The following is a 23,839-nucleotide window of genomic DNA, read 5'->3' on the forward strand; positions in this document are numbered from 1 at the left end:
CCGCGAGAGGATCTATGACTACTACGCCTAAACCTTTGGTCCTGATAATTCTCGATGGCTTCGGACACAGTGAAAGCCACCACGACAACGCGGTGTACGCGGCCAAGAAGCCCGTACTCGACCGCCTGACCGCGACGGTGCCCAACGGCCTGATCTCCGGCTCGGGCATGGACGTGGGCCTGCCGGACGGCCAGATGGGCAACTCGGAAGTCGGCCACATGAACCTCGGCGCCGGACGAGTGGTCTATCAGGACTTCACTCGCGTGACCAAATCGATCCGCGATGGCGAGTTCTTCGAGAACCCGACCCTCTGCGCAGCGGTAGATAAAGCCGTGGCCGCCGGCAAAGCCGTGCACTTCATGGGCCTGCTGTCCGACGGCGGCGTACACAGTCACCAGGACCATCTGGTGGCGATGGCCGAACTGGCCTTCAAGCGCGGCGCCGACAAGATCTACCTGCACGCCTTCCTCGATGGTCGCGACACCCCGCCAAAAAGCGCGCAATCCTCAATCGAGCTGCTGGACGCCACCTTCGCCGCCCTGGGCAAGGGACGCATCGCCAGCCTGGTGGGGCGCTACTTCGCCATGGACCGCGACAACCGTTGGGACCGCGTGTCCCAGGCCTACAACCTGATCGTCGACGGCCAGGCCGAATTCCACGCCGCCACCGCCCAGGAAGGCCTGGAAGCCGCCTACGCCCGCGGCGAGAGCGATGAATTCGTCAAGGCCACCACCCTCGGCGAGCCGGTCAAGGTCGAAGACGGCGACGCCGTGGTGTTCATGAACTTCCGCGCCGACCGTGCCCGCGAGCTGAGCCGTGTGTTTGTCGAAGACGGTTTCAAGGAATTCGAGCGGGCGCGCCAGCCAAAAGTCCAATACGTCGGCCTGACCCAATACGCCGCCAGCATCCCGGCCCCCGCAGCGTTTGCTGCCGGCAGCCTGGACAACGTGCTGGGCGACTACCTGGCGAAGAACGGCAAGACCCAGCTGCGTATTGCCGAAACCGAGAAATACGCCCACGTCACCTTCTTCTTCTCCGGCGGCCGTGAAGAACCGTTCCCAGGCGAAGAACGCATCCTGATCCCTTCGCCGAAAGTCGCCACCTACGACCTGCAGCCGGAAATGAGCGCGCCGGAAGTCACCGACAAGATCGTCGACGCCATCGACCACCAGCGTTACGACGTGATCGTGGTCAACTACGCCAACGGTGACATGGTCGGCCACAGCGGCAACCTGGAAGCTGCGACCAAGGCCGTGGAATGCCTGGACCTGTGCGTCGGCCGCATTGTCGAGGCCCTGGAAAAAGTCGGCGGCGAAGCGCTGATCACCGCCGACCACGGCAACTGCGAGCAGATGTCCGACGAAACCACCGGCCAGGCTCACACGGCTCACACGACCGAGCCGGTGCCGTTCATCTACGTCGGCAAGCGCAACTTCAAAGTACGCGATGGCGGCGTACTGGCGGATGTGGCGCCGACCATGCTGATGCTGATGGGGTTGGAGAAGCCCAAAGAGATGACTGGCACCTCAATCCTGGTCTGATCTAAACAACAGTGTGGGAGGGGGCTTGCCCCCGATAGCAATGGGTCAGCCAACACCTATTCAGCTGACACACCGCAATCGAGGGCAAGCCCCTCCCACATTGGATCTCCGGTGTTTGGTAGATATCTTTTTGCCATACCACCGCCGCTCGGCACCTATCTTGCCTTCCAGGCCGAATTGGGCGTTTTTTTTGCAGCGCTTGGCGGGCATACTAGGCCGTCCCTTTCCCTGGTGTCGCCCGCCTCTATGCTTCGCGCCTTGATTACCCTCGCTCTTGTCTGCCTGCTCCAATCGGCGTTTGCCGACGAGCGCGCACAAACTCAACAACAGTTGGACGCTACGCGTCAGGACATTACCGAGCTGAAAAAACTGCTCGGCAAGCTCCAGGAAGAAAAATCCGGGGTGCAGAAAGACCTGCGCGGCACGGAAACCGAAATGGGCAAGCTGGAGAAGCAGGTCCAGGAGCTGCAAAAAGAACTAAAGAAGAGCGAGTCGGAACTGGAGCGACTCGACGCTGAGAAAAAAAAACTCCAGAGCGCACGCGTTGAACAGCAACGCTTGATCGCGATCCAGGCCCGCGCCGCCTACCAGAGCGGCCGCCAGGAATACCTCAAGCTGCTGCTCAACCAGCAGAACCCGGAGAAATTCGCGCGCACCCTGACCTACTACGACTACCTGAGCAAGGCCCGCCTGGAGCAATTGAAAAGCTTCAACGAGACCCTGCGCCAGTTGGCCAACGTCGAACAGGAAATCGCCAACCAGCAGTCGCAGCTGGAGGACCAGAAAGCCAGCCTCAACGCCCAGCGCGACGAGCTGGACAAGGTCCGCAAGGAGCGCCAGCTGGCCCTGGCCAAGCTCAATGACGACGTGAAGGCGCGCGACGCCAAGCTGCAGGCCCGCGAGCAGGACCAGGCCGACCTGGCCAAAGTGCTCAAGACCATCGAAGAAACCCTGGCACGCCAGGCACGCGAGGCCGAAGAAGCGCGACAGAAAGCGCTGATCGCCCAGCAGGAAGCGGAAAAAAAGCGCCAGCGTGAGGCCGAACTGGCAGCCACCAGCGATGCCCCCGCACCGCGTAAACCGGCACATGCCGCCCCTGGCCCGCTGGTTTCCAGTGCCGGCGAGTCGTTCGGCGGGCCTTTTGCTTCAGCCCGCGGCAAACTTCCATGGCCGGTTGATGGTCGACTACTGGCACGCTTTGGGGAAACCCGAGGCGACGATACCCGCGCCAAGTGGGATGGGGTGATGATCAGCGCCTCTGCCGGCAGCCAGGTCCACGCCGTACATGGCGGGCGCGTGGTGTTTGCCGATTGGCTGCGGGGCGCCGGCTTGCTGGTGATTCTCGACCACGGTAATGGCTATTTAAGCCTTTATGGCCACAATCAGACGTTACTCAAGTCGGCAGGTGATGTTGTAAAAGCCGGTGAATCCATCTCCACTGTCGGTAACAGTGGTGGCCAGGACACCCCGGCGCTGTACTTCGCTATTCGTCAGCAGGGTCGCCCGAGCGATCCCGCACAATGGTGCCGGTCCCAAGGATAGGGTCGCATCTACATTAGGAGTTCGTTCGACATGCTGCATTTGTCCCGCCTCACTTCGCTGGCCCTGACGATCGCCCTGGTCATCGGCGCGCCTCTGGCTTTTGCCGACCAGGCCGCCCCGGCTGCACCCGCCGCCACGGCCGCGACCACCAAGGCGCCATTGCCGCTGGACGAGCTGCGCACCTTTGCCGAGGTCATGGACCGGATCAAGGCCGCCTATGTCGAACCTGTAGACGACAAGACCCTGCTGGAGAATGCCATCAAGGGCATGCTCAGCAACCTTGATCCGCACTCCGCCTACCTGGGTCCGGAAGATTTTGCCGAGCTGCAGGAAAGCACCAGCGGTGAATTCGGCGGCCTGGGCATTGAAGTCGGCGCCGAAGACGGCAATATCAAGGTGGTCTCGCCCATCGATGACACCCCGGCGTCCAAGGCCGGCATCCAGGCCGGTGACTTTATCGTCAAGATCAACGGCCAGCCGACCCGCGGCCAGACCATGACCGAAGCCGTCGACAAGATGCGCGGCAAGATCGGCCAGAAAATCACCCTGACCCTGGTGCGCGACGGCGGCAACCCGTTTGACGTGACGCTCACCCGCGCGACCATCGTGGTCAAGAGCGTGAAGAGCCAGCTGCTGGAGTCGGGCTACGGTTACATCCGCATCACCCAGTTCCAGGTCAAGACCGGCGACGAAGTGGCCAAGGCCCTGGCCAAGCTGCGCAAGGACAACGGCAAGAAACTCAGCGGCATCGTGCTCGACCTGCGCAACAACCCGGGCGGCGTGCTGCAGTCGGCGGTGGAAGTGGTCGACCACTTCATCACCAAGGGCCTGATCGTCTACACCAAGGGCCGTATCGCCAACTCCGAGCTGCGCTTCTCGGCCACCGGCAACGACCTCAGCGAGAACGTGCCATTGGCCGTGCTGATCAACGGCGGCAGCGCCTCGGCCTCGGAAATCGTCGCCGGCGCCCTGCAAGACCAGAAGCGCGGCGTGCTGATGGGCACCACCAGCTTCGGCAAAGGCTCGGTACAAACCGTGCTGCCGCTGAACAACGATCGCGCCCTGAAGATCACCACCGCGCTGTACTACACGCCGAACGGCCGCTCGATCCAGGCCCAGGGCATCGTGCCGGACATCGAAGTGCGCAAGGCCAAGATCACCAACGAAATCGACAGCGAGTACTACAAGGAAGCCGACCTGCAAGGTCACCTGGGCAATGGCAACGGCGGTGCCGACCAGCCAACCGGCAGCAGCAAGAAAGCCAAGCCGATGCCGCAGGACGATGACTACCAGTTGGCCCAGGCGCTGAGCCTGCTCAAGGGCCTGAGCATTACGCGCAGCCGTTGATATGCGTGTTGCCCTGATCATCGCTGTGCTGTGCAGCCTGGCAGGGGTCGCCCAAGCGACCCCTGTCGGCGAATCCCACAAAGCCTACCTGACCCTTATCATCGACGACCTGGGGCAAAACCTGCCCCGGGATCGTCGCGTGCTGGCCCTGCCTGGGCCAGTGACCACGGCGATCATGCCCGACACGCCCCACGCCGCCGAATTCGCCCGCGAAGCGCACAAGGCCGGCAAGATCGTGATCCTGCACATGCCCATGGACCCCGCCACCGGCCCGTTCGCCTGGCACCCTGAACTCTCCCTCGAAGAACTTGGCCAACGCCTGGACGCCGCCTTCAAGGCCGTGCCCTACACCGCCGGCATCAATAACCATATGGGCAGTCGCATGACCGCCCAGCCGGCCGCCATGGCCTGGCTGATGGCGGAACTGCAGCGGCGCAACAAATTCTTCGTCGACAGCCGCACCAGCGCACAGACCGTGGCCGCCGCCGAGGCGCAGAAGATCGGCCTGGCCCATGTCTCGCGGGATGTATTCCTCGATGATGAGCGCACCGAAGCGGCGATTGCCACGCAGCTGCAAACCGCGATCAAGCTGGCGCATAAACAGGGTTCGGCGGTGATGATCGGCCACCCCTATCCGCAGACGCTGGCGGTGCTCGAGCGCGAATTGCCCAAGCTCCAGGCCCAGGGTATCGAGTGGATTGATATCAAGCTGATGATCAGTGTGCGCAGCAATCAAGCCATGGCGGGGCACGGCAAGAACGGCGTCTACCGCTACAAATAGTCCGCCATGATCTGTTCCACCCGCCCTTCAGAGCGCAACTGATCCAACGCTGCCTGCAGCCTGGCCACCGTCTCATCCGGCACATCCTTGTTCAGCGCCAGGTACAACTGGGCACTGTTGAACCGCAGCACAGTCTTGAGCCCGGTCACACCGACCTGGCGCGCCAGGTAACGTCCGGCCGGGTCGCCGGTGGCCCACAGGTCGATCTGGCCATCCACGAGCTTTTGCGCGTTGTCCTGGTCACGCAACACCACCACCGGGTTAAGGCCCTGCTTCTCCAGGGTCTCGGCGATGGCATCGCCTTTATAGGCGCCGATCCTGTAGCGGCGCGCGTGCTCCAGGTCGTCGAGCTGGATCTTGCTGTCGGCCTTGGCCAGCAGCACCCAGTCGTCCGGACCGATGGGGCCGACCCACTTGAACAGCGCTTCACGATCCGGCAGGCGCGCCATCACAAACACGCCATAGCCGGGTTTCTCCAGGGCGAGCTTGTAGATTCGCTCCCAGGGAAAACGCAGGGTGAGATTGTAGGAAATGCCGGCACGCTTGAAGGTTTCGCGCACGATGTCCACGGCGATGCCTTCGATGTTCTCGTCCCGGGCGAAGTTCTTGCCGTTCTTGGCCATGTTGTAGGGCGGGAAATTTTCCGTCAGCAACACCAGGGAGGCGTCGGACGGCTCTTCGGCGTGGGCCGCACTCACCATGAAGATGGAGGCGCTGGCGAGGGCAAGCAGCAGGGTCTTGAACATGAAGGCTACCGGAATCCATGGCAAGCGCAGAGAGTGCCGCGCGCCTGCCATGGTGTCCAGCAACGTTTAGCGAACCACGATACCGCGCGCCGCCATGTAGGCCTTGGCCTCGGGAACGGTGTATTCGCCAAAGTGAAAAATACTCGCCGCCAGCACCGCGCTGGCATGGCCTTCGATCACGCCGTCAGCCAGGTGTTGCAGGTTACCGACACCGCCGGAGGCGATCACCGGAATACCCAGCGCATCGCTGATGGCGCGGGTCACGCCCAGGTCGAAGCCGTTCTTCATGCCGTCCTGGTCCATGCTGGTCAGCAGGATTTCCCCGGCGCCCAGGCCTTCCATCTTCATCGCCCACTCCACCGCGCCCAGGCCGGTCGGCTTGCGACCGCCATGGGTGAAGATCTCCCAGCGCGGGGTTTCGCCCGGGCCGGAGACTTTCTTGGCGTCGATGGCGACCACGATGCATTGCGAGCCGAAGTGCTGCGCGGCTTCGCCGACGAACTCCGGGTTGAACACCGCAGCCGTGTTGATCGAGACCTTGTCCGCACCGGCATTGAGCAGGTTGCGGATGTCCTGCACGGTGCGCACGCCACCGCCCACGGTCAGCGGGATAAACACCTGGCTGGCCATGCGCTCGACGGTATGCAGCGTGGTGTCGCGGCCGTCGACGCTGGCGGTGATGTCGAGAAAGGTGATCTCGTCGGCACCCTGCTCATCGTAGCGACGGGCGATTTCCACCGGGTCGCCGGCGTCACGGATGTTCTCGAACTTGACGCCCTTGACCACGCGACCGTTGTCGACGTCCAGGCAAGGGATGATGCGTTTGGCCAGCGCCATGGTCAGTCCTCAGCCGTTGTAGGCATCGCAGTAAGCCTGGGCTTCGGCGACGTCCAGGGTACCTTCGTAGATCGCGCGGCCGGTGATGGCGCCGATGATCCCTGGCGCCTTGGCGTCCAGCAGCGACTTGATGTCACCCAGGTTGTGAATGCCGCCGGAAGCGATCACCGGAATCTTCGTCGCCGCCGCCAGCGCCGCGGTGAACGGCACGTTGCAGCCCTGCATCATGCCGTCTTTGGCGATGTCGGTATAAACGATGGCGGACACGCCGTCGGCTTCGAACTGCCTGGCCAGGTCGATGACTTGCACGGTGCTGATTTCAGCCCAGCCGTCGGTGGCGACGAAACCATCCTTGGCGTCCAGGCCCACGATCACCTTGCCCGGGAACGCGCGGCAGGCTTCGGCGACGAAGGCCGGGTCTTTCACGGCCTTGGTGCCGATGATCACGTAGCTCACGCCAGCCTTGACGTAATGCTCGATGGTTTCCAGGGAGCGGATACCGCCGCCGATCTGGATCGGCAGGTTCGGGTAGCGCCTGGCGATCGCGGTGACCACCTCGCCGTTGACCGGCTGGCCTTCGAAGGCGCCGTTCAAGTCCACCAGATGCAGACGCCGGCAGCCCCCTTCCACCCATTTGGCAGCCATGCTCACCGGATCATCGGAGAACACGGTGGAATCTTCCATACGGCCTTGGCGCAGACGGACGCAGGCGCCGTCCTTGAGATCGATAGCGGGGATAATCAGCATCTGGCAAACCTTATTCGATATTCAGCAATGCTTGGGAAATCAGGGTTTCTCAAGCGACCACAGGTCGCTTTCGATGCTTTCGAACCTTTCTTTAAGGAGCGTCTGCGTATCGAAAATCGCCCTGTTGTAATAGTGCGGAGCCACTTCGGTGGTGAACAGCTCAAGAATCTCGGCGACCTCGAACGAGCCCAGCTTGAGCTCGAAGCGGTCTTCCATGAAGCGCTTGATCTTGAGGGTAGCCTCACTTTCCTGCTCCGGCGTGAGGGTCAAGATCGGCAGCTTCGGCTTCCTGGCCATTTACCAGCGCCCATCCCAGGCGGCGAAGTTCTGCAGCAATTGCAGGCCATGGGTATGGCTCTTCTCCGGGTGGAACTGCACGGCAAAACGCGAACCTTCGGCCAACGCTGCGGCGAATTCGACGCCGTAGTGCCCACCACCCACCACCTGGCGCGGTTTACCGGCGGCGATGTAGTAGCTGTGCACGAAGTAGAAGCGCGCCATGTCCGGGATGTCGTGCCACAGCGGGTGATCCACCGCCTGGCTGACTTCGTTCCAGCCCATGTGCGGGACTTTCAGGTGGGCGCCGTCTTCGTGCAGGTCCTTGCCGAAGAACTTCACCTGGCCGGGGAACAGGCCGATGCAGTCGACGCCGTCGTTCTCTTCACTGCGATCGAGCAAGGCTTGCATGCCCACGCAGATGCCGAGGAACGGACGATCCTGGCTGACTTCGCGCACCAGGCTGTCAAAGCCCAGGCGACGGATCTCCGCCATGCAATCGCGGATCGCCCCCACACCGGGGAACACCACGCGGTCGGCTTCGCGAATCACGCTGGCATCGCTGGTGATCAGCACCTTGCCGGCCCCTACGTGTTCGAGGGCCTTGGCCACCGAATGCAGGTTGCCCATGCCGTAATCGATAACCGCGACCGTCTGCATTACAAGACGCCCTTGGTCGAGGGCATCTGCCCGGCCATGCGCTCATCCAGCTCCACGGCCATGCGCAGCGCGCGGCCGAAAGCCTTGAACACGGTTTCGATCTGGTGGTGGGTGTTGGTGCCGCGCAGGTTGTCGATGTGCAGGCTGACAAGTGCGTGGTTGACGAAGCCCTGGAAGAATTCCTGGAACAGGTCGACGTCGAAGCCGCCCACGGTGGCGCGGGTGTATGGCACGTGCATCTGCAGGCCTGGGCGGCCGGAGAAGTCGATGACCACACGCGACAGCGCTTCGTCCAGCGGGACATAGGCGTGACCGTAGCGACGGATGCCTTTTTTGTCGCCGATGGCCTTGGCAAACGCCTGGCCGAGGGTGATGCCTACGTCTTCCACCGTGTGGTGGTCGTCGATATGCAGGTCGCCCTTGCTGACGATATCCAGGTCGATCAGCCCGTGACGGGCGATCTGGTCCAGCATGTGCTCAAGAAAAGGTACACCGATATCAAATCGGGCCTTTCCGGTGCCATCCAGGTTGATCGAGGCTTTGATCTGGGTTTCCAGAGTGTCGCGCTCGACGGACGCCTTACGTTCGGCCATCACCAGCTCCGCAAAATCATTGGGCGAAAAAGGCAGCCATTATAGGGGCGCGGGCGCTAAACAGAAACATCGAAGGGGATAAGACTGACGAGTTGAGGCGGGGAATGTCGGGATAGACATGTATACACAAGCGGGCGCTCCAGGATGGTGCGCCCGCTTGTATTCAACTTAGTGGAACAGTACCGCCGTCTTCTGCAGGGTCACCCACACACCCCACGCCAACGGAATACCCACCACCAGCCAGGCCGCGATCGCCAACGGCACGGTGCCGGGCGCCGCTTTCCACTCCAGGGAAGTGCTGGCATCGGCACCCTTGTCATGGCCCAGCGCCTGCTCGGCGGCCAGTTCCGCGTCGGTCATGAAGTACTTGTCGGCCACCGGGCGGACCAGCATGTTGCAGATAAAGCCCAGCACCAGCAGGCCGGCGAGGATGTACAAGGTGATGTCATAGGCTGCAGCGCGTTCAACGCCGATGCTCAGTTGATACTCACGCAGGTAGTTCACCAGCACCGGGCCCAGCACGCCCGCCGCTGCCCAGGCGGTCAGCAGGCGACCGTGGATCGCGCCGACCATCTGGGTACCGAACAGGTCGGCCAGGTAGGCCGGGACCGTCGCAAAGCCACCGCCGTACATCGACAGGATGATGCAGAACGCCGCCACGAACAGCGCCACGTTGCCCAGGTGCCCCAGGTTCGGGATCAGCGCATACAGGGCAAAGCCCAGGGCGAAGAACACAAAGTAGGTGTTTTTACGCCCCAGGTAGTCGGAGAACGACGCCCAGAAGAACCGACCACCGATGTTGAACAGGCTCAGCAGGCCGGTGAAGCCCGCAGCGATGGCGGCAATCGACGCCAATTGCCCGGCGTCCAGTTGGCCAAACGGCACATCGACACCCAGCAGCTTGCCACCGAACACTTCCTGCAGCAGCGGCGAAGCCATGCCGAGGATGCCGATACCGGCCGACACGTTCAGGCACAGCACCAGCCATACCAGACGGAATTGCGGGGTTTTCCACGCCACATTCACGTGCACGTGACGGTGGGTGATCATCGCGTTACTGGCTTTTTTCGCCGGTGCGGTCCAGCCCTCAGGCTTCCAGCCAGTGGGTGGAACGCGGTAGGACAGCGCGCCGCCGATCATGAACACGAAGTAGATCGCAGCCATGACCAGGAAACTCTGCCATACGCCTACGCTGGTCGGCGAAGCAAAGTGCCCCATCAGCGCAGCAGCCAGCGGGGCGCCCACCATTGCGCCGCCGCCGAAGCCCATGATCGCCATGCCGGTGGCCATGCCGCGCTTGTCCGGGAACCACTTGATCAGGGTCGATACGGGCGAGATATAGCCCAGGCCCAGGCCGATACCGCCAATGACCCCGGAGCCGATCCACATCAGCCAGATCTGGTGGGTATAGATACCCAGCGCCGAGATCAGCAGGCCGCCGCACCAGCACAACGCCGATACAACACCGGCCTTGCGCGGCCCGGCATGTTCCAGCCAGCCACCCCAGATCGCTGCCGAGCAGCCCAGGAAGATGAAGAACAGGGTGTAGATCCAGCCCAGCATGGAGATGGGCCAGTCGCATTGGGATGAGAAGACCTGGGCGATAAAGCTCATGTCCGGTGCACAGGCGACAGGCTTGGTGATACCCAGCGCCTTGGACAACGGCAACCAGAACACCGAGAAGCCGTAGGCCATGCCGATGCACAGGTGGATGGCCAGGGCGGCCGGTGGAACCAGCCAGCGGTTGAAGCCGGGCTTGGCGATAATGCGCTCCTTGGACAGGAACGCAGGCTGTGGGGCGGTAGTGCCCGCCACAGTGCTGCTGCTCATTGATGTATCCCCCAGTTATTAGTATGCGTTCGTCAGGCGCTCTCTCCCTCGGCCTTGCACGCAAAGCGTGGCCGTTTTTGTAGAGTGAAGCTCCATTTTGGCGCGACGATAAGTCGCAGAAGGCGAACGAACGGCTGAAGATTAGCATTAGCGAGTGACAGAAAAACCAAAATGACATCATCTTTTTGCGATTTTTCGGTTTTATTGGCGTCAAAAACCCGTTTTCACCCCTATGGATACAATGTAACGATCGGTGACCTGACGCAGGCCGTCGGGCGTTATACTCTGCGGCTAAATTTTGAAATCGACATACAAGGACTCGCCCATGAAAGCGTTCGGCAAAATCCTGGGTCTGGTACTTCTCGGGCTGTTGCTGATCATTGTGGCTCTGGGCTTTGCCCTGACCCATCTCTTCGATCCCAACGACTATAAAGACGAGATTCGCCAGATTGCCCGCGACAAGGCCCACATCGAGCTGACGCTCAATGGCGATATCGGCTGGAGCCTGTTCCCCTGGCTCGGCCTTGAACTGCACGAAGCCAGCGTGGCGACCCTGACCACGCCGACCCAACCCTTCGCCGACCTGCAAATGCTTGGCCTGTCGGTGCGCGTCCTGCCGCTGCTGCGTCGCGAGGTGCAGATGAGCGATGTGCGGGTCGAAGGCCTGAACCTGCGCCTCAACCGCGACAAGCAGGGCCATGGCAACTGGGAAGACATCGGCAAGAACGCGCCGGTGGCAACTGCCGGAACCCCCGCGCCAGCGCAAGCGCCTGCCGAGCCCGAAGCAGAAAAACCGTCCAAGCCGATCCGCCTGGATATCGACAGCCTGACGGTCAACAACGCCCGCGTCGAATACAACGATGAACAGACCGGCAAGCAATTCAGCGCCGAAAGTATCCAGCTGAGCACCGGCGCCGTGCACGAAGGTGCGAGTATCCCGGTGAAACTCACCGCCTTCTTCGGCAGCAACCAGCCGGTGATGCGCGTCAAGACCGAGCTCAACGGCAACCTGCGTATCGAGCGCGCGCTCAAGCGCTACCAGTTCGAAGACATGAAAGTCACCGGCGAAGCCACTGGCGAGCCGCTGCAAGGCAAGACCGTGACCTTCTCCACCCAGGGCCAGCTACTGGTGGACCAGGCGGCCAATATCGCCGAATGGACCAACCTGAAGCTCGCGGCCAACCAGTTGCGCGCCCTGGGCGAGCTGAAGGTCAACGACCTGGACAAGACCCCGCAGCTCAGCGGCGCGCTGTCCATCGCCCAGTTTGACCTGGCCAAGTTCCTCGACAGCGTCGGCAACCCGCTGCCGCCCATGGCCGAGGGCAGCCTGAGCAAGGTCGAGCTGGTCAGCCGCCTCAAGGGCACGCCGACCAGCCTGGCGCTGGAAGACCTGAACCTGAAACTCGATGGCAGCACCTTTACCGGTCGCGTCGCCGTGGACGACTTTGCCAAGCAGGCGCTGCGCGTGCAGCTCAAGGGCGATACCTTCAACGCCGACAACTACCTGCCGGCCAAGTCCGAATCCGCCAAGGGCGCGACCGCCGCCCGCCAGGCCGAAGTGCAGAACAGCGAAGCCGGCGCCATGGCGGCCGGGGGCACCACGCCACTGCCGGAAGCACCGACCAAAGGCGCCTGGAGCACGGACAAACTGCTGCCATTGGCCCACCTGCGCAAGCTGGATGTGAATGCCGACCTCGCCTTCGGCCAACTGACCCTGAGTAAATTGCCGATCCAGAATGCCGTGCTGAAAGCGTCCGGCGTCGACGGCCAACTCAAGCTCGAGACCCTGAGCGGCGGGCTCTACAACGGCACCTTCCAGGCCAATGGCAGCCTGGACGTGCGCCAGGACATTCCGCTGCTGGCCCTGCAAAGCCGGATCAGGCAGGTGCCGGTCGAACGCATCCTGCAGGCCCAGGGGCAAACGCCGCCGGTGAAAGGCCAGGTCACCCTCGACAGCAACCTCAGCGGCCGCGGCAACAGCCAGAAAGCCCTGATCGACAGCCTCAACGGTACCGCCAGCTTTGTGATCAACAACGGCGTGCTGCTCAACGCCAACCTCGAGCAGCAACTGTGCACCGGTATCGCCCTGCTCAACCGCAAGACCTTGAGCGGCGAACAACGCGGCAAGGACACACCGTTCCAGGAGTTGAAGGGCAACCTGACCTTCCGTAACGGCGTCGCCAACAACCCCGACCTGAAAGTGCGCATCCCCGGGCTGGCGGTCAATGGCAACGGTGACGTCGACCTGCGCGTACTGGGCATGGATTACCGCGTCGGCATCATCGTCGAAGGCGACCAGCGCGAAGTACCGGACCCGGCCTGCGAAGTCGGCGCCAACTTCCAGGGCATCGAAGTGCCGCTGCGCTGCCGTGGCCCGCTGGAGCTCGGCGCCAAGGCCTGCCGCCTGGACAAGGACGGCCTGAGCCAGGTCGCGATCAAGGCGGCCGGCAACAAGCTCAGCGAGAAGCTGGAAGAGAAGCTCGACAAGGTCAATCCGCAGCTCAAAGATGCTTTGAAAGGCCTGTTCAAACGATGAAAAACGAGCAGTTTTCAACGGCGGTGCTGGACTGGTACGACCGCCACGGCCGCCATGACCTGCCCTGGCAGCAGGGCATCACGCCTTACCGGGTGTGGGTTTCGGAGATCATGCTGCAGCAGACCCAGGTCAGCACGGTGCTCAATTACTTCGACCGCTTCATGGCCTCCCTGCCAACGGTCGAAGCCCTGGCCGCCGCGCCGGAAGACGAAGTGCTGCACCTGTGGACCGGCCTGGGTTATTACACTCGGGCGCGCAACCTGCAAAAGACCGCGAAAATCATCGTGGCCGAGTACGGCGGCGAGTTTCCCAGGGATGTGGAAAAACTCACCGAGTTGCCCGGTATCGGCCTGTCCACCGCCGGCGCGATTGCCAGCCTGAGCATGGGCCTGCGCGCGCCGATCCTCGACGGCAACGTCAAACGCGTGCTGGCGCGCTTCACCGCACAAGAGGGCTACCCCGGCGAGCCCAAGGTGGCCAAGCAGCTGTGGGCCACCGCGGAGCGCTTCACACCCCATGACCGTGTCAACGCCTACACCCAGGCGATGATGGACATGGGCGCCACCCTCTGCACCCGCAGCAAGCCCAGTTGCCTGCTGTGCCCGCTGGAAAAAGGCTGCGAAGCCCACCTGCTCGGCCTGGAGACACGCTACCCGATCCCCAAGCCGCGCAAGAGCATCCCGCAGAAGCGCACGCTGATGCCGATGCTGGCCAATGCCGAAGGCGCTATCCTGCTTTACCGTCGCCCTTCCACCGGCCTGTGGGGCGGCTTGTGGAGCCTGCCCGAACTGGACGACCTGCAAGACCTCGAACACCTGGCCAACCAGCACGCACTCGAACTGGGCAAGCATCAGGCACTGCCGGGGCTGATCCACACCTTCAGCCACTTCCAACTGGCCATCGAACCCTGGCTGGTCCAGGTCGAGGAATCCGCCCATCACGTGGCCGAGGCCGACTGGCTCTGGTATAACCTCGCCACCCCGCCGCGCCTGGGCCTTGCCGCCCCGGTAAAGAAACTGCTGAAACGCGCGGCCGATGTATTGAACGCAGGAGAGTCGTCATGACCCGCACCGTAATGTGCCGCAAGTACAACGAAGAATTGCCAGGCCTGGAACGCCCTCCGTACCCAGGTGCGAAGGGCCAGGACATTTTCGATCATATCTCCGCCCAGGCATGGGGCGACTGGCTGAAACACCAGACGCTGCTGATCAATGAAAAACGCCTGAACATGATGAACGCCGAAGACCGTAAATACCTGTCAGGCGAAATGGACAAGTTCTTTTCCGGCGAGGATTACGCCAAGGCTGACGGCTACGTGCCGCCTGCTCAATAATTGATCAAAAATCGGGGTCGGCACGTAAGCGACGGTAATAATTAAATTTTTTTTGAAAACTTGCTTGACGACCCCCTGAAAAACCCGTTTAATGCGCCCCGTTGCCCAGATAGCTCAGTCGGTAGAGCAGGGGATTGAAAATCCCCGTGTCGGCGGTTCGATTCCGTCTCTGGGCACCACTAATTAGTTTCAGGTGGTGCAAAAACCACCCGAAAGCCCACAAGAAGCCCGCCCAGTGCGGGCTTTTTGTTGTCCGGGATTTATAGATGCCGCCTGGGGCGATCGAGCATCGCCCCAGGGGATTTCAGCTAGCTGCGATCCGACATCAATGTGAACACTGCCACCCGCTCCTGATCGGATATCTCAAAGCCGCGCTCTTCCACCCGATCCAGCCAGCCCTGGGCTGACAGCTGCTCGCCAAAGCGTACCAGGCGCCCGTAACGCTCGAAGACCGCCCTCAACACATTGATCATCGCCGGATAGCTGCAACCGCCATCAAAGCCAATGCTCAGCCTTCCGATTCGCGAGCGCTCAATTACGTAGCCACTGACGGGCCGCTTAAAGTCCTTTTTCGTCATATCCCTGTGCTTCCAATACGGCAAGTTCAAAAAACGGCACGGCCAATTTGACCGACCGGTCACTCGATCGGCAAACATACAGCAAGGTGCCAGGTCACTTCAGCAAAAACACCACCAGCGGGTTGTCGTTCAATCGCCCCTCTAGGCTCGGCTGCAGGCGATCCAGGGGCGTTCCCGGCAACAGCGCCGTTTCCCTGCGTGCCACGATCACCCAGGCAGGACGGGGCAAAGCATCCAGCCGTCCAACCTCGTTACCCGCGATAAACACGGGCTGCTCGTCGTGGTCCAGGTTCATCATGTAGCGCACGGCCCAGGTATCACGCCCCAGATTGAGAAACACCAAGGTACCCGGCTGCTTCACGCGAAGCGCCTCCACCTGCCCCACGAATCTCCGGGTATCGAACTGCAAATCCTTGGCCGGCTCCACGACAGCCACCAACACCAGCCATTGCGCCGCCAATGCAACGAGGCTGAGCCACACCAGTCGCTGCGGCCGTCGCCAGACACCCAGCGCCGCCACTTGCAGCACCAACAGGACAGCAATCAGTAGCGGCAACGAAACGTTAGGCCAGTAACCGTGCTTCTGCCACCCATGCCGACAGACAAACACGGCAACCACGCACAGCGCCGGCAGCGCCGCGACAAGCCACTCATAGCCCCTGCGCACGCCCGAGAGCCAGCCTTGCGCCTGAAGCAGCCCATAGGCCGCGACAGCCGCAAACATCGGCACCATGGGCAGGATGTAATAGGCACGCTTGAAATGCGGCACCGACAAGCCCAGCAGGATCATCAACCCACAGGCACCGAGCCGCACCACCAATTGCACCGGATCATCAAACCGCTGCGCCCAACGATGACGCAGCGCAACCAATGTGACCAACGCCAGCGGCACCACGGGGAAGTAACGGTACAGGCTCAGCTGGAAGTAGAAATAGAACGGCTCGCCGCTTTCATCAAGGCGCCCGCCCACTTGCATCTTGAACACTTCATCGGCAAACCCATCGCCGCCGCTGATGCGCGCCAGCTTCATCAACAGCCACCAACAGGCCGCCAGCAACACCAGGCCGACGATGCCGTGGATCAACACCTGCCTGACCCGTCGTCCAGGACTGCCCAGCGCCCAATACACGCACACCACGCCGCAGACTTCGATCAAGCCCAGCGGGCCGCGTATCGCGAAACCCAGGATGAACAGCGGGAACACCGCAAGTTGCCTGAGCCGTGAGCCCAGGCGCTCACCACTGTGCAGCAGGTAGAAACTGCCGACACACAGCAACGCCACCATCTGGTCCAGGCATACCGAGCGGGACTTCTCGAGCAATTGGGTGGTGAGCAACGTCAGCAGCACCGCGAGCAACGCCCACGGGCGACTCGCCGGGACCAGCAAGCGATAGATCAAGGCTACGACCCCGGCGGATGCAAGGGCAGTGGGCAGCACATTGGCCAAGTGGTTGGGCGCACCGAACAACCGGGCAAATACGTAACTGAAGAAGGTCGCGGTACCAGGGTAGTCCGCGTAAGGCTGCCCATAGGTGGTGGGGAAAAGACTCGCGCCATGGCGAAACATTTCCTGCAGGAACAGCGCCCAGCGCCCGTCAAAGCCCTGGGGTTGCTGGTCCCAGATACCCAGCGTGAACAGCAACAGCGCGAACAGGAAAATGCCCAGGGACTCCAGGCGGAAACGGTTGCAGTGATCCATGGGTTGGCCTGTCAGGTAGGGAACGCCGACCTAGGGTGCCGAACGTATCCCTAATAGCACCTGAACAAACCTGAACATTCACGTTTCACCGACCTGCAGGCCACACCAGCCTCGGGATCAGGCGCACGTAGATCAACTCGCCCACCAACTCGACTAGGGTTTGCAGGATCACCGCCGTCGCCGCCACGCCGCGCACGCCTTCTGGCAACGCCAGGGCCAGCGGCAACACCACCAATGAGTTACGCGTCGATGCGCTGAACGTCACCGCCCGTGCCGTCGCCGCCGGCAGCGCGAACAGCCTCGCAGCCAACGCCCCGATCACCGGCGCCAGCAACAGGAACGCCACGTACACCGGGATCACCGGCAGCAACAGGTTAATGTCACGCACCACTGAAGTGATTTGCGAACCGATCACCACCACCAACACCAGCGCCATCGCCGGCACCGGCAACCACGCCCAGGCGTCGCTCCACGCACTGACGCCCGATGAGCGCCGCGCCAGGAATGTGGTGATCACCGCCAGCCCCATGGGCAGCACGATCAACAACAGGAACGCCTCGATAAACGGCCCCGCCTGCACCACCACCCCGGACTGCGCCCCCAGCATCAACCCCAGGTACACCGGCAACAGCAGCAACTGCAGCAACAACAGCACCGGCGTCGCCGCCAGCATCAAGCGCGAGTCGCCTTTACCGATATGGGTAAACACCACCACATAGTCGACACACGGCGTCAGCAACACCAGCAATGCGCCCACCAGCAACGCAGGGCGCTCCACCAGGCCACGGGTCAAGGCCCAGACCAGCAACGGCACGAGGATGAAATTGGCCAGCAGCAGCGCCGACAGAAAGCGCTTGTGGCCCAAGCCCTGGCGCAGGTCCAGAAAAGGAATTTGCAGGAACATCGCATACATCAACACCGCGATGGCGGGCGTGGCCAGCGCGCCAAGGCCCTGGGCCAACGAAGGCGCGAACACACCGAAAGCGGCAGCCAGGAGGACAGCGGCGAAGTAGACGGGGATCTGGTGGTGTTCGAGGGTGTCGCGGGTCATGAAAACGCTCTGGTGGATCGCAGAGGTGCAAGCCTATGCGTCTACTGGCGCGAGGTCGAGTGCAGCGGGCCGGTCGCCTCTGAAGGATATTCTTGGCGTGTATGCAATACGGTCAGGATCTCGACCTGTTCCATAACGCGATAGACGACCAGATAGTTTGGATGAACAACCATTTCACGAGTGCCGGACAAGCGCCCTTGCCTGAATCCGTATGGCATTGACGACAAACCCTCAGCGGCCTCCACAATCGTACGGTGCAACGAAGCGGCGGAAGCGGCATTGTACTGCTCGATGTAATCAATAATTTCGGTCAAGGCGACGATAGCCTCAGGTCGCCATTTAACGAGCAGCACGACGAGCCTTGCGCCTCTCTTCCAGCATCCTCTCGACTTCGGCCATTGCCTCATCATGTGGAATGCTTGGGCGAGGATCATCAATGGAAGCCTGTACCTTGGCACGAAACCAACGGTCGTAGCTGGCAGCCTGCTCTTCAGTTTCAAACTCTGAAACGATGGGAGAACGTGGGATGCTCATGGAGACCTCCGGAATAGGTGCCTGCCAGTCTAATCTGTCCATGGTTTGCTGTCGTTTCTCTCGGATGTATGGCTTTCGCCGGGGCTCTGCACGCTTTGCGAGCGCCGAAGGTTAATGACCCAATCAAAGGGCAGACAAGTGCTGGCAAACTGGCTAACTGTTACTAAAAAATAATAATCCAGGCAGGGGCTTCGAAACGATGAATTTGAATGACGCCTCTTCAGTAGTAAAAATTGCAACTACACCCAGAAATAGCCAAAGCGAATCCTTCAAGGAATCCGCCGCAGACGGCCATCCCCTCGGCGGCTTCACCTGGCGCCACCCGCGCACCGACCGCGAACGCCCGGTCGTCATCATCAACGCCGCCACCTCCGTGCGTTGCCGCCACTACTCACGTTTCGCCGACTACCTGTTCGCCAACGGCTTTGACGTGATCACCTACGACTATCGCGGCATCGGCGAGTCCCGCAGCGGTTCGTTGCGTGGGTTCAAGGCGTCGTGGTCGGATTGGGGTACGCTGGATTTCGAAGCGATCCTGCTGCGGGCACAGCGGGAGTTTCCAGGCCAGCCGATTGATGTGGTCGGCCACAGTTTTGGTGGCTGTGCGGCAGGGCTGGGCGCATCCGGCGCGGTGATCCGGCGAATCGTGACCGTGGGCGCGCAGTTCGCCTACTGGCGCGATTACGCCGCCGCCGGGCGCTGGCAGATGTTTGCCAAATGGCATGTGGTCATGCCGGTGGTCACGGCATTCTGCGGGTATTTCCCCGGCAAGCGCCTGGGTTGGCTGGAGGATACGCCGGCAGGCGTGGTGCGCGACTGGAGCACGCCAACGCCCAGGTATGAGACGCGGCCCAGCGGGCGGGCCCTGGCGGACTTGCCATTCAGTCGCGTAAAGGCGCAGGTGCTGGCGATCAGCATCACCGATGACCCCTTCGGCACTGTGGCGGCGATTGAGCGGTTGCTGGGTTACTTCGACGGCAGCGAGCGCACCCATCTGCGCATCGCCCCGGAAGACATCGGCGAAAAACAGGTCGGACATTTCGCGTTCTTTCGCAGGGACTATCAGGATCGATTGTGGCCGATTGCACTGGCCTGGCTGCAACACGGTCAATTAACGGCGGATACCCTTGGGATTTCCCTCAACCTGCGCTTCAATACCCCACCCAGATCCTGACCCAAGGACGTGAGCCCATGGCCTCGCCGAACAAGCAGCAAAAACGTGCCCACCGGGCCAAGGCCAAGGCCAAGCAGAACCGCACCCAGCGCGCCGTCGCGAGCAAACCGGATGCGTTTGCCGGCGATGACGACCGGATTGACCTTGAATCAGTGGATTTGACCGAGCTGTTCGTGGAGATGCGCACCGCCGGCGAGACCAGCCAGCAGGCCCTCTGCGCGGTATTCCTGGCCCACCCGCTGCTCGCCCTGGTGCTGGAGCAGGAAGGCGAAGAAGAAGCCACCGACTTTATCCTGGCGGCACTGATCGAGTATCGGCAGTGGGCCACCGACAGCGACGATGAAGCCGCCGCACTGGCGTGGATCGAATCGCCGCAGTTCCAGGCGGATTACGTCGCCGCATCCGAGGCCCTCACCAACTAAAACCAAATGTGGGAGGGGGCATGCCCCCTCCCACATTTGAACTGCGGCGCAATCAAGCACCGCATTCCATCACATCAATTCAGCACCGCAGCGCCCACTCTCTGCGCCTTGCGACGGCTGGACACAATCAACCCCGCCGCCACTACCAGCAAGCTCAAGACCCCAGTCGCGATGATCTCGACCCGATGCGCTTCCTGGAACAGCATGATGGTCAATGTGCCGACGATGAATACCATCACCACGTAAGTCAGGCCTGGGAACAGCCACATCTTGAAGACAATTTTCTCGCCCGCCGCCATGCGCTTCTGGCGCATGCGCAATTGCGACACCGCAATCACCAGGTACACCAGCAGCGCGATGGCGCCGGAGCTGGCCAGCAGGAATTCGAACACCGCTGCCGGCGCCACGTAGTTGGCAAATACCGCCAGGAACGCCGCGCCGGTGGACAGCAATACCGCCCAGTAAGGCGTGCCGCTCTTGTTGGTGCGCTTGGCCACGGCCGGTGCATCGCCGCGACGGCCCAGGGAGAACAGCATGCGCGAAGCGGTGTACAGCGCCGAGTTCAGGCAGCTGGTCACGGCAACCAGGACCACCAGGTCGACGATCAGCTTGGCGTTCGGGATACCCATGCGTTCCAGCACGGTCTGGTAGGAACCTACCGCCGCCAGGGTCGGATCATTCCAAGGCACCAGGGACACGACGATGAAGATCGACAACAGGTAGAACAAACCAATCCGCCAGATCACCGAGTTGGTGGCCTTGGTGATTTGCTGGCCTGGGTTCTTCGATTCAGCGGCGGCGATGGTGACGATCTCGGTGCCCATGAAGGAGAACATGGTGGTCAGGATCGCGGCCAATACCGCGCCCATGCCGTTGGGCATAAAGCCTTGGGTGTCAAAGAGGTGGGAAACGCCGCTGACCTGGCTGGTCGGCAGGAAGCCGAAAATTGCCGCCAGGCCGAGGATCACAAAGCCCACGATCGCCACGACCTTGATCAACGCGAACCAGAACTCAAACTCACCGTAGTTCTTCACGCTGAACAGGTTGGTCGCCGTCAGCAGCAACGTGATGACCAGCGTGAAGGCCCAGATGGCCACATCCGGGAACCAGGCGTGGAGAATGGTCGCGGCGGCGTTGGCTTCCAATGGAATCACCAGCACCCAGAACCACCAGTACAGCCAGCCGATGGTAAAGCCGGCCCAGTGACCGATCGCACGGTCGGCGTAGGTGGAGAACGAACCGGTGTCCGGCGACGCCACGGCCATTTCGGCCAGCATGCGCATCACCAAGACCACCAGCGTACCCGCTGCGGCATACGCCAGCAGGACCGCAGGGCCGGCGGCAGCAATCGCGTGGCCGGAGCCGACAAACAAACCGGCACCAATGACGCCGGCAATCGACAGCATGGTGACGTGACGCGGTTTGAGCCCCTGTTCGAGGTCATTGGAGCTTTGCGTACTACTCATTGACACACCTTTGCGAGGAATTGCGAAAACGGTCCGCCCGGCCTGGGCTCTTCCTCGTGAAAAGAAACCAACAGGGCGTTCTTTATTTTTTACGCAAGATTTGCGCCAAAATGTTACAAAACCGCGATTGACGCGGCCTGCAGGACGATTCACCAGTCATCGCAAGTCATTGAGAACAATGGCATTCCGCTATAGCGTTACCGTGCGACTCACTTTCAAGACGAACAAGTGCACCAAAACCACACACGAAAAGTAAGCAGCGCGCCATAAAAGGGCCGATAGCTACCGTTTGCCCGTTTAACCCTTCCAACACCCGGCCAAAGCTGGCACCATCGCGCCCTTTTTCACGCGAAGCCTGCGGATTCACGGGTTAAAACGGTTGTTCGGTTGTTGATGGCGCGACACCCTGCTGTGCCGATGCGACACCCTGCCGCACACCGCCCGTTTACCGCCCGCCGCGCTGTTGGCCGCCATCAGGACGCTATGCTAGCTTGGCGCCTCGCCAGGAAGGCGGCCCAACAGCGAAGATCGCAATGAACACAATGAGGACCCCACATGGCCGAGGCCACGCCCGCGCTTGAAATCCGCAACTTGCATAAACGCTATGGTGAGCTGGAGGTACTCAAAGGTATCTCGCTGACCGCTCGCGACGGCGATGTGATCTCGATCCTGGGTTCCTCCGGTTCCGGCAAGTCCACGTTCCTGCGCTGCATCAACCTGCTGGAAAACCCGCACCAGGGCCAGATCCTCGTGGCCGGCGAAGAACTCAAGCTCAAGGCCGCGAAAAACGGCGAGCTGCAGGCCGCCGACGGCAAGCAGATCAACCGCCTGCGCAGCGAAATCGGTTTTGTGTTTCAAAACTTTAACCTGTGGCCGCACATGAGCATCCTCGACAACATCATCGAGGCCCCTCGCCGTGTGCTCGGCCAGAGCAAGGCCGAGGCCATGGAAGTGGCCGAAGCCCTGCTGGACAAGGTCGGCATCGCCGACAAGCGTCATGCCTACCCCGCGCAATTGTCCGGCGGCCAGCAACAACGGGCGGCCATCGCGCGCACCCTGGCGATGCAGCCCAAGGTCATCCTGTTCGACGAACCCACTTCAGCCCTTGACCCGGAAATGGTCCAGGAAGTACTTAATGTGATCCGCGCGCTGGCCGAAGAAGGCCGCACCATGCTGCTGGTCACTCACGAAATGGGCTTCGCCCGCCAGGTGTCCAGTGAAGTGGTGTTCCTCCACCAGGGCCTGATCGAAGAGCAAGGATCGCCACAGCAGGTGTTTGAAAACCCGCTTTCGGCGCGCTGCAAACAATTCATGTCCAGCAACCGCTAACGGAGCAACATGCATGCAGAACTATAAAAAATTCCTTCTGGCCGCGGCCGTCTCGATGGCGTTCAGCGCCACGGCCATGGCAGAAACCTTGACCATGGGGATCGAAGCGGCCTACCCGCCGTTCAACAATAAAGACGCCAGCGGCCAAGTGGTCGGCTTCGACAAAGACATCGGCGACGCCCTGTGCGCCAAGATGAAAGTCGAGAAGTGCGACGTGTACGTGTCCGACTGGGACGGCATCATCCCGGCCCTGAATGCCAAGAAATTCGACTTCCTGGTGTCCTCGCTGTCGATCACCGACGAGCGCAAGCAAGCCGTCGACTTCACCGACCCGTACTACTCCAACAAGCTGCAGTTCATCGCGCCCAAAGCCACCGCAGACTTCAAGACCGACGCCGCCTACCTGAAGGGCAAGGTCATCGGCGCCCAACGCGCGACGCTGGCCGGTACCTACCTGGAAGACGAGCTGCCTGACACCGAAGCCAAGCTCTACGACACCCAGGAAAACGCCTACCTTGACCTGACGTCCGGCCGCCTCGACGGGATCCTCGCCGACAAGTACGTGCAGTACGAATGGCTCAAGAGCAAAGACGGTTCGGCCTACGAGTTCAAGGGCGACCCGGTTGTCGAGAGCGACAAGATCGGTATCGCCGTACGCAAGGGCGACCCGCTGCGCGAGCGCCTGAACAAAGCCCTGGCAGAGATCAAGGCAGACGGCACCTACAAGAAGATCAACGACAAGTACTTCCCGTTCAGCATCGAATGACCTGAACGGCCTGCCCGGCGCGCTCACTTGAGCGCGCCGGCTTTCAGCAAT

24 protein-coding genes and 1 tRNA gene are annotated in these 23,839 nt (G+C 61.7%); 12 read left to right on the forward strand and 13 right to left on the reverse strand.

Going from position 1 to position 23,839, the window contains the following annotated elements; genetic code table 11:
- Nucleotides 1–14 precede the first annotated feature (14 nt).
- The 4 genes from gpmI to FX984_RS29330 all read left to right on the forward strand — a co-directional run bounded on the left by gpmI (nucleotide 15) and on the right by FX984_RS29330 (nucleotide 5,211).
- Entirely contained in the window at nucleotides 15–1,541 is a 1,527-nt protein-coding gene (gene gpmI, locus FX984_RS29315) for a 2,3-bisphosphoglycerate-independent phosphoglycerate mutase (protein ID WP_146476817.1), read from the forward strand.
- A 246-nt stretch (nucleotides 1,542–1,787) separates the two neighbouring features.
- A complete protein-coding gene (locus FX984_RS29320) occupies nucleotides 1,788–3,083 on the forward strand; it encodes a murein hydrolase activator EnvC family protein (RefSeq protein WP_146476816.1) in 1,296 nt (431 codons plus the stop codon).
- A gap of 30 nt (nucleotides 3,084–3,113) precedes the next feature.
- Nucleotides 3,114–4,430, forward strand: a complete 1,317-nt coding sequence (locus tag FX984_RS29325; RefSeq protein ID WP_027605074.1) for a S41 family peptidase — start codon at nucleotides 3,114–3,116, stop codon at nucleotides 4,428–4,430.
- 1 nt (nucleotide 4,431) lies between these two features.
- Nucleotides 4,432–5,211 (forward strand): divergent polysaccharide deacetylase family protein, encoded by a 780-nt coding sequence (locus tag FX984_RS29330; protein ID WP_098480537.1) that lies wholly within the window; start codon nucleotides 4,432–4,434, stop codon nucleotides 5,209–5,211.
- Here the strand turns inward: FX984_RS29330 and FX984_RS29335 are convergent.
- The 7 genes from FX984_RS29335 to FX984_RS29365 all read right to left on the reverse strand — a co-directional run bounded on the left by FX984_RS29335 (nucleotide 5,202) and on the right by FX984_RS29365 (nucleotide 10,900).
- Nucleotides 5,202–5,957, reverse strand: a complete 756-nt coding sequence (locus FX984_RS29335) for a substrate-binding periplasmic protein (protein WP_027605076.1) — start codon at nucleotides 5,955–5,957, stop codon at nucleotides 5,202–5,204. The two genes, FX984_RS29330 and FX984_RS29335, sit on opposite strands and share 10 nt — an antisense overlap.
- Nucleotides 5,958–6,023: 66 nt before the next feature.
- Complete coding sequence (gene hisF / locus FX984_RS29340; protein ID WP_146476815.1) at nucleotides 6,024–6,794, reverse strand: imidazole glycerol phosphate synthase subunit HisF; 771 nt, start codon at nucleotides 6,792–6,794, stop codon at nucleotides 6,024–6,026.
- 9 nt (nucleotides 6,795–6,803) lie between these two features.
- Nucleotides 6,804–7,541, reverse strand: coding sequence for a 1-(5-phosphoribosyl)-5-[(5-phosphoribosylamino)methylideneamino]imidazole-4-carboxamide isomerase (gene hisA, locus FX984_RS29345; protein WP_027605077.1), 738 nt, complete (start codon nucleotides 7,539–7,541; stop codon nucleotides 6,804–6,806).
- A gap of 39 nt (nucleotides 7,542–7,580) precedes the next feature.
- A complete protein-coding gene (locus FX984_RS29350; protein ID WP_027605078.1) occupies nucleotides 7,581–7,838 on the reverse strand; it encodes a DUF2164 domain-containing protein in 258 nt (85 codons plus the stop codon).
- Entirely contained in the window at nucleotides 7,839–8,477 is a 639-nt protein-coding gene (hisH, locus tag FX984_RS29355) for an imidazole glycerol phosphate synthase subunit HisH (protein ID WP_027605079.1), read from the reverse strand. It abuts the gene before it with no gap.
- A complete protein-coding gene (hisB, locus tag FX984_RS29360) occupies nucleotides 8,477–9,070 on the reverse strand; it encodes an imidazoleglycerol-phosphate dehydratase HisB (protein WP_017849940.1) in 594 nt (197 codons plus the stop codon). The genes hisH and hisB overlap by 1 nt, the downstream gene beginning before the upstream one ends.
- A 168-nt stretch (nucleotides 9,071–9,238) precedes the next feature.
- Nucleotides 9,239–10,900, reverse strand: coding sequence for an OFA family MFS transporter (locus FX984_RS29365; protein ID WP_027605080.1), 1,662 nt, complete (start codon nucleotides 10,898–10,900; stop codon nucleotides 9,239–9,241).
- A gap of 325 nt (nucleotides 10,901–11,225) precedes the next feature.
- Here FX984_RS29365 and FX984_RS29370 point away from each other — a divergent pair, with 325 nt between their 5' ends.
- The 4 genes from FX984_RS29370 (at nucleotide 11,226) to FX984_RS29385 (ending at nucleotide 14,948) form a co-directional block, all read left to right on the forward strand.
- A complete protein-coding gene (locus FX984_RS29370) occupies nucleotides 11,226–13,436 on the forward strand; it encodes an AsmA family protein (RefSeq protein WP_146476814.1) in 2,211 nt (736 codons plus the stop codon).
- Nucleotides 13,433–14,500 (forward strand): A/G-specific adenine glycosylase, encoded by a 1,068-nt coding sequence (gene mutY, locus FX984_RS29375; RefSeq protein ID WP_027605082.1) that lies wholly within the window; start codon nucleotides 13,433–13,435, stop codon nucleotides 14,498–14,500. The genes FX984_RS29370 and mutY overlap by 4 nt, the downstream gene beginning before the upstream one ends.
- Nucleotides 14,497–14,769: an oxidative damage protection protein gene (locus FX984_RS29380; protein ID WP_027605083.1), complete on the forward strand. Its 273-nt coding sequence runs from the start codon at nucleotides 14,497–14,499 to the stop codon at nucleotides 14,767–14,769. Before mutY ends, FX984_RS29380 begins: the two co-directional genes overlap by 4 nt.
- A 103-nt stretch (nucleotides 14,770–14,872) precedes the next feature.
- A tRNA-Phe gene (locus tag FX984_RS29385) sits at nucleotides 14,873–14,948 on the forward strand.
- A 129-nt stretch (nucleotides 14,949–15,077) separates the two neighbouring features.
- Here the strand turns inward: FX984_RS29385 and FX984_RS29390 are convergent.
- The 5 genes from FX984_RS29390 to relB form a co-directional block, all read right to left on the reverse strand.
- Nucleotides 15,078–15,347, reverse strand: coding sequence for a hypothetical protein (locus FX984_RS29390; protein ID WP_027605084.1), 270 nt, complete (start codon nucleotides 15,345–15,347; stop codon nucleotides 15,078–15,080).
- A 94-nt stretch (nucleotides 15,348–15,441) separates the two neighbouring features.
- Nucleotides 15,442–17,046, reverse strand: a complete 1,605-nt coding sequence (locus FX984_RS29395; RefSeq protein WP_146476813.1) for an ArnT family glycosyltransferase — start codon at nucleotides 17,044–17,046, stop codon at nucleotides 15,442–15,444.
- An 85-nt stretch (nucleotides 17,047–17,131) separates the two neighbouring features.
- Complete coding sequence (locus FX984_RS29400) at nucleotides 17,132–18,097, reverse strand: arsenic resistance protein (RefSeq protein ID WP_092358711.1); 966 nt, start codon at nucleotides 18,095–18,097, stop codon at nucleotides 17,132–17,134.
- Nucleotides 18,098–18,138: 41 nt separating this feature from the next.
- Nucleotides 18,139–18,447, reverse strand: coding sequence for a type II toxin-antitoxin system RelE/ParE family toxin (locus FX984_RS29405; protein ID WP_051429336.1), 309 nt, complete (start codon nucleotides 18,445–18,447; stop codon nucleotides 18,139–18,141).
- Entirely contained in the window at nucleotides 18,437–18,631 is a 195-nt protein-coding gene (relB, locus tag FX984_RS29410) for a type II toxin-antitoxin system RelB family antitoxin (protein ID WP_081744416.1), read from the reverse strand. Before relB ends, FX984_RS29405 begins: the two co-directional genes overlap by 11 nt.
- Nucleotides 18,632–18,830: 199 nt before the next feature.
- Between relB and FX984_RS29415 the strand changes: the two genes are divergently transcribed.
- Both FX984_RS29415 and FX984_RS29420 read left to right on the forward strand, forming a co-directional pair.
- Complete coding sequence (locus tag FX984_RS29415) at nucleotides 18,831–19,805, forward strand: alpha/beta hydrolase family protein (RefSeq protein WP_092358709.1); 975 nt, start codon at nucleotides 18,831–18,833, stop codon at nucleotides 19,803–19,805.
- Between the two features lie 17 nt (nucleotides 19,806–19,822).
- A complete protein-coding gene (locus tag FX984_RS29420; RefSeq protein ID WP_027605088.1) occupies nucleotides 19,823–20,227 on the forward strand; it encodes a hypothetical protein in 405 nt (134 codons plus the stop codon).
- Between the two features lie 74 nt (nucleotides 20,228–20,301).
- Here the strand turns inward: FX984_RS29420 and gabP are convergent, their stop codons facing one another.
- The gene (gabP, locus tag FX984_RS29425; protein ID WP_146476812.1) at nucleotides 20,302–21,693 is read right to left on the reverse strand and encodes a GABA permease; all 1,392 of its coding nucleotides are present in this window, start codon (nucleotides 21,691–21,693) and stop codon (nucleotides 20,302–20,304) included.
- A 555-nt stretch (nucleotides 21,694–22,248) separates the two neighbouring features.
- Between gabP and FX984_RS29430 the strand changes: the two genes are divergently transcribed.
- Together FX984_RS29430 and FX984_RS29435 are read left to right on the forward strand one after the other, a co-directional pair.
- Nucleotides 22,249–23,022 carry an ABC transporter ATP-binding protein gene (locus FX984_RS29430; protein ID WP_146476811.1) on the forward strand — a complete coding sequence of 258 codons (774 nt, stop codon included), beginning with the start codon at nucleotides 22,249–22,251 and terminating at the stop codon, nucleotides 23,020–23,022.
- A 13-nt stretch (nucleotides 23,023–23,035) separates the two neighbouring features.
- Nucleotides 23,036–23,788, forward strand: a complete 753-nt coding sequence (locus FX984_RS29435) for an ABC transporter substrate-binding protein (RefSeq protein ID WP_027605091.1) — start codon at nucleotides 23,036–23,038, stop codon at nucleotides 23,786–23,788.
- Nucleotides 23,789–23,839: the final 51 nt, after the last annotated feature.

The organism is Pseudomonas marginalis (genome assembly GCF_008692035.1).
GTDB lineage: Bacteria > Pseudomonadota > Gammaproteobacteria > Pseudomonadales > Pseudomonadaceae > Aquipseudomonas > Aquipseudomonas marginalis.

What these genes read in the sequence shown, in the direction of transcription:
- gpmI (WP_146476817.1), top strand. Translation starts at nt 15, where the DNA reads ATGACTACTACGCCTAAACCTTTGGTCCTGATAATTCTCGATGGCTTC.
- FX984_RS29320 (WP_146476816.1), top strand. Translation starts at nt 1,788, where the DNA reads ATGCTTCGCGCCTTGATTACCCTCGCTCTTGTCTGCCTGCTCCAATCG.
- FX984_RS29325 (WP_027605074.1), top strand. Translation starts at nt 3,114, where the DNA reads ATGCTGCATTTGTCCCGCCTCACTTCGCTGGCCCTGACGATCGCCCTG.
- FX984_RS29330 (WP_098480537.1), top strand. Translation starts at nt 4,432, where the DNA reads ATGCGTGTTGCCCTGATCATCGCTGTGCTGTGCAGCCTGGCAGGGGTC.
- FX984_RS29335 (WP_027605076.1), bottom strand. Translation starts at nt 5,957, where the DNA reads ATGTTCAAGACCCTGCTGCTTGCCCTCGCCAGCGCCTCCATCTTCATG.
- hisF (WP_146476815.1), bottom strand. Translation starts at nt 6,794, where the DNA reads ATGGCGCTGGCCAAACGCATCATCCCTTGCCTGGACGTCGACAACGGT.
- hisA (WP_027605077.1), bottom strand. Translation starts at nt 7,541, where the DNA reads ATGCTGATTATCCCCGCTATCGATCTCAAGGACGGCGCCTGCGTCCGT.
- FX984_RS29350 (WP_027605078.1), bottom strand. Translation starts at nt 7,838, where the DNA reads ATGGCCAGGAAGCCGAAGCTGCCGATCTTGACCCTCACGCCGGAGCAG.
- hisH (WP_027605079.1), bottom strand. Translation starts at nt 8,477, where the DNA reads ATGCAGACGGTCGCGGTTATCGATTACGGCATGGGCAACCTGCATTCG.
- hisB (WP_017849940.1), bottom strand. Translation starts at nt 9,070, where the DNA reads ATGGCCGAACGTAAGGCGTCCGTCGAGCGCGACACTCTGGAAACCCAG.
- FX984_RS29365 (WP_027605080.1), bottom strand. Translation starts at nt 10,900, where the DNA reads ATGAGCAGCAGCACTGTGGCGGGCACTACCGCCCCACAGCCTGCGTTC.
- FX984_RS29370 (WP_146476814.1), top strand. Translation starts at nt 11,226, where the DNA reads ATGAAAGCGTTCGGCAAAATCCTGGGTCTGGTACTTCTCGGGCTGTTG.
- mutY (WP_027605082.1), top strand. Translation starts at nt 13,433, where the DNA reads ATGAAAAACGAGCAGTTTTCAACGGCGGTGCTGGACTGGTACGACCGC.
- FX984_RS29380 (WP_027605083.1), top strand. Translation starts at nt 14,497, where the DNA reads ATGACCCGCACCGTAATGTGCCGCAAGTACAACGAAGAATTGCCAGGC.
- FX984_RS29390 (WP_027605084.1), bottom strand. Translation starts at nt 15,347, where the DNA reads ATGACGAAAAAGGACTTTAAGCGGCCCGTCAGTGGCTACGTAATTGAG.
- FX984_RS29395 (WP_146476813.1), bottom strand. Translation starts at nt 17,046, where the DNA reads ATGGATCACTGCAACCGTTTCCGCCTGGAGTCCCTGGGCATTTTCCTG.
- FX984_RS29400 (WP_092358711.1), bottom strand. Translation starts at nt 18,097, where the DNA reads ATGACCCGCGACACCCTCGAACACCACCAGATCCCCGTCTACTTCGCC.
- relB (WP_081744416.1), bottom strand. Translation starts at nt 18,631, where the DNA reads ATGAGCATCCCACGTTCTCCCATCGTTTCAGAGTTTGAAACTGAAGAG.
- FX984_RS29415 (WP_092358709.1), top strand. Translation starts at nt 18,831, where the DNA reads ATGAATTTGAATGACGCCTCTTCAGTAGTAAAAATTGCAACTACACCC.
- FX984_RS29420 (WP_027605088.1), top strand. Translation starts at nt 19,823, where the DNA reads ATGGCCTCGCCGAACAAGCAGCAAAAACGTGCCCACCGGGCCAAGGCC.
- gabP (WP_146476812.1), bottom strand. Translation starts at nt 21,693, where the DNA reads ATGAGTAGTACGCAAAGCTCCAATGACCTCGAACAGGGGCTCAAACCG.
- FX984_RS29430 (WP_146476811.1), top strand. Translation starts at nt 22,249, where the DNA reads ATGGCCGAGGCCACGCCCGCGCTTGAAATCCGCAACTTGCATAAACGC.
- FX984_RS29435 (WP_027605091.1), top strand. Translation starts at nt 23,036, where the DNA reads ATGCAGAACTATAAAAAATTCCTTCTGGCCGCGGCCGTCTCGATGGCG.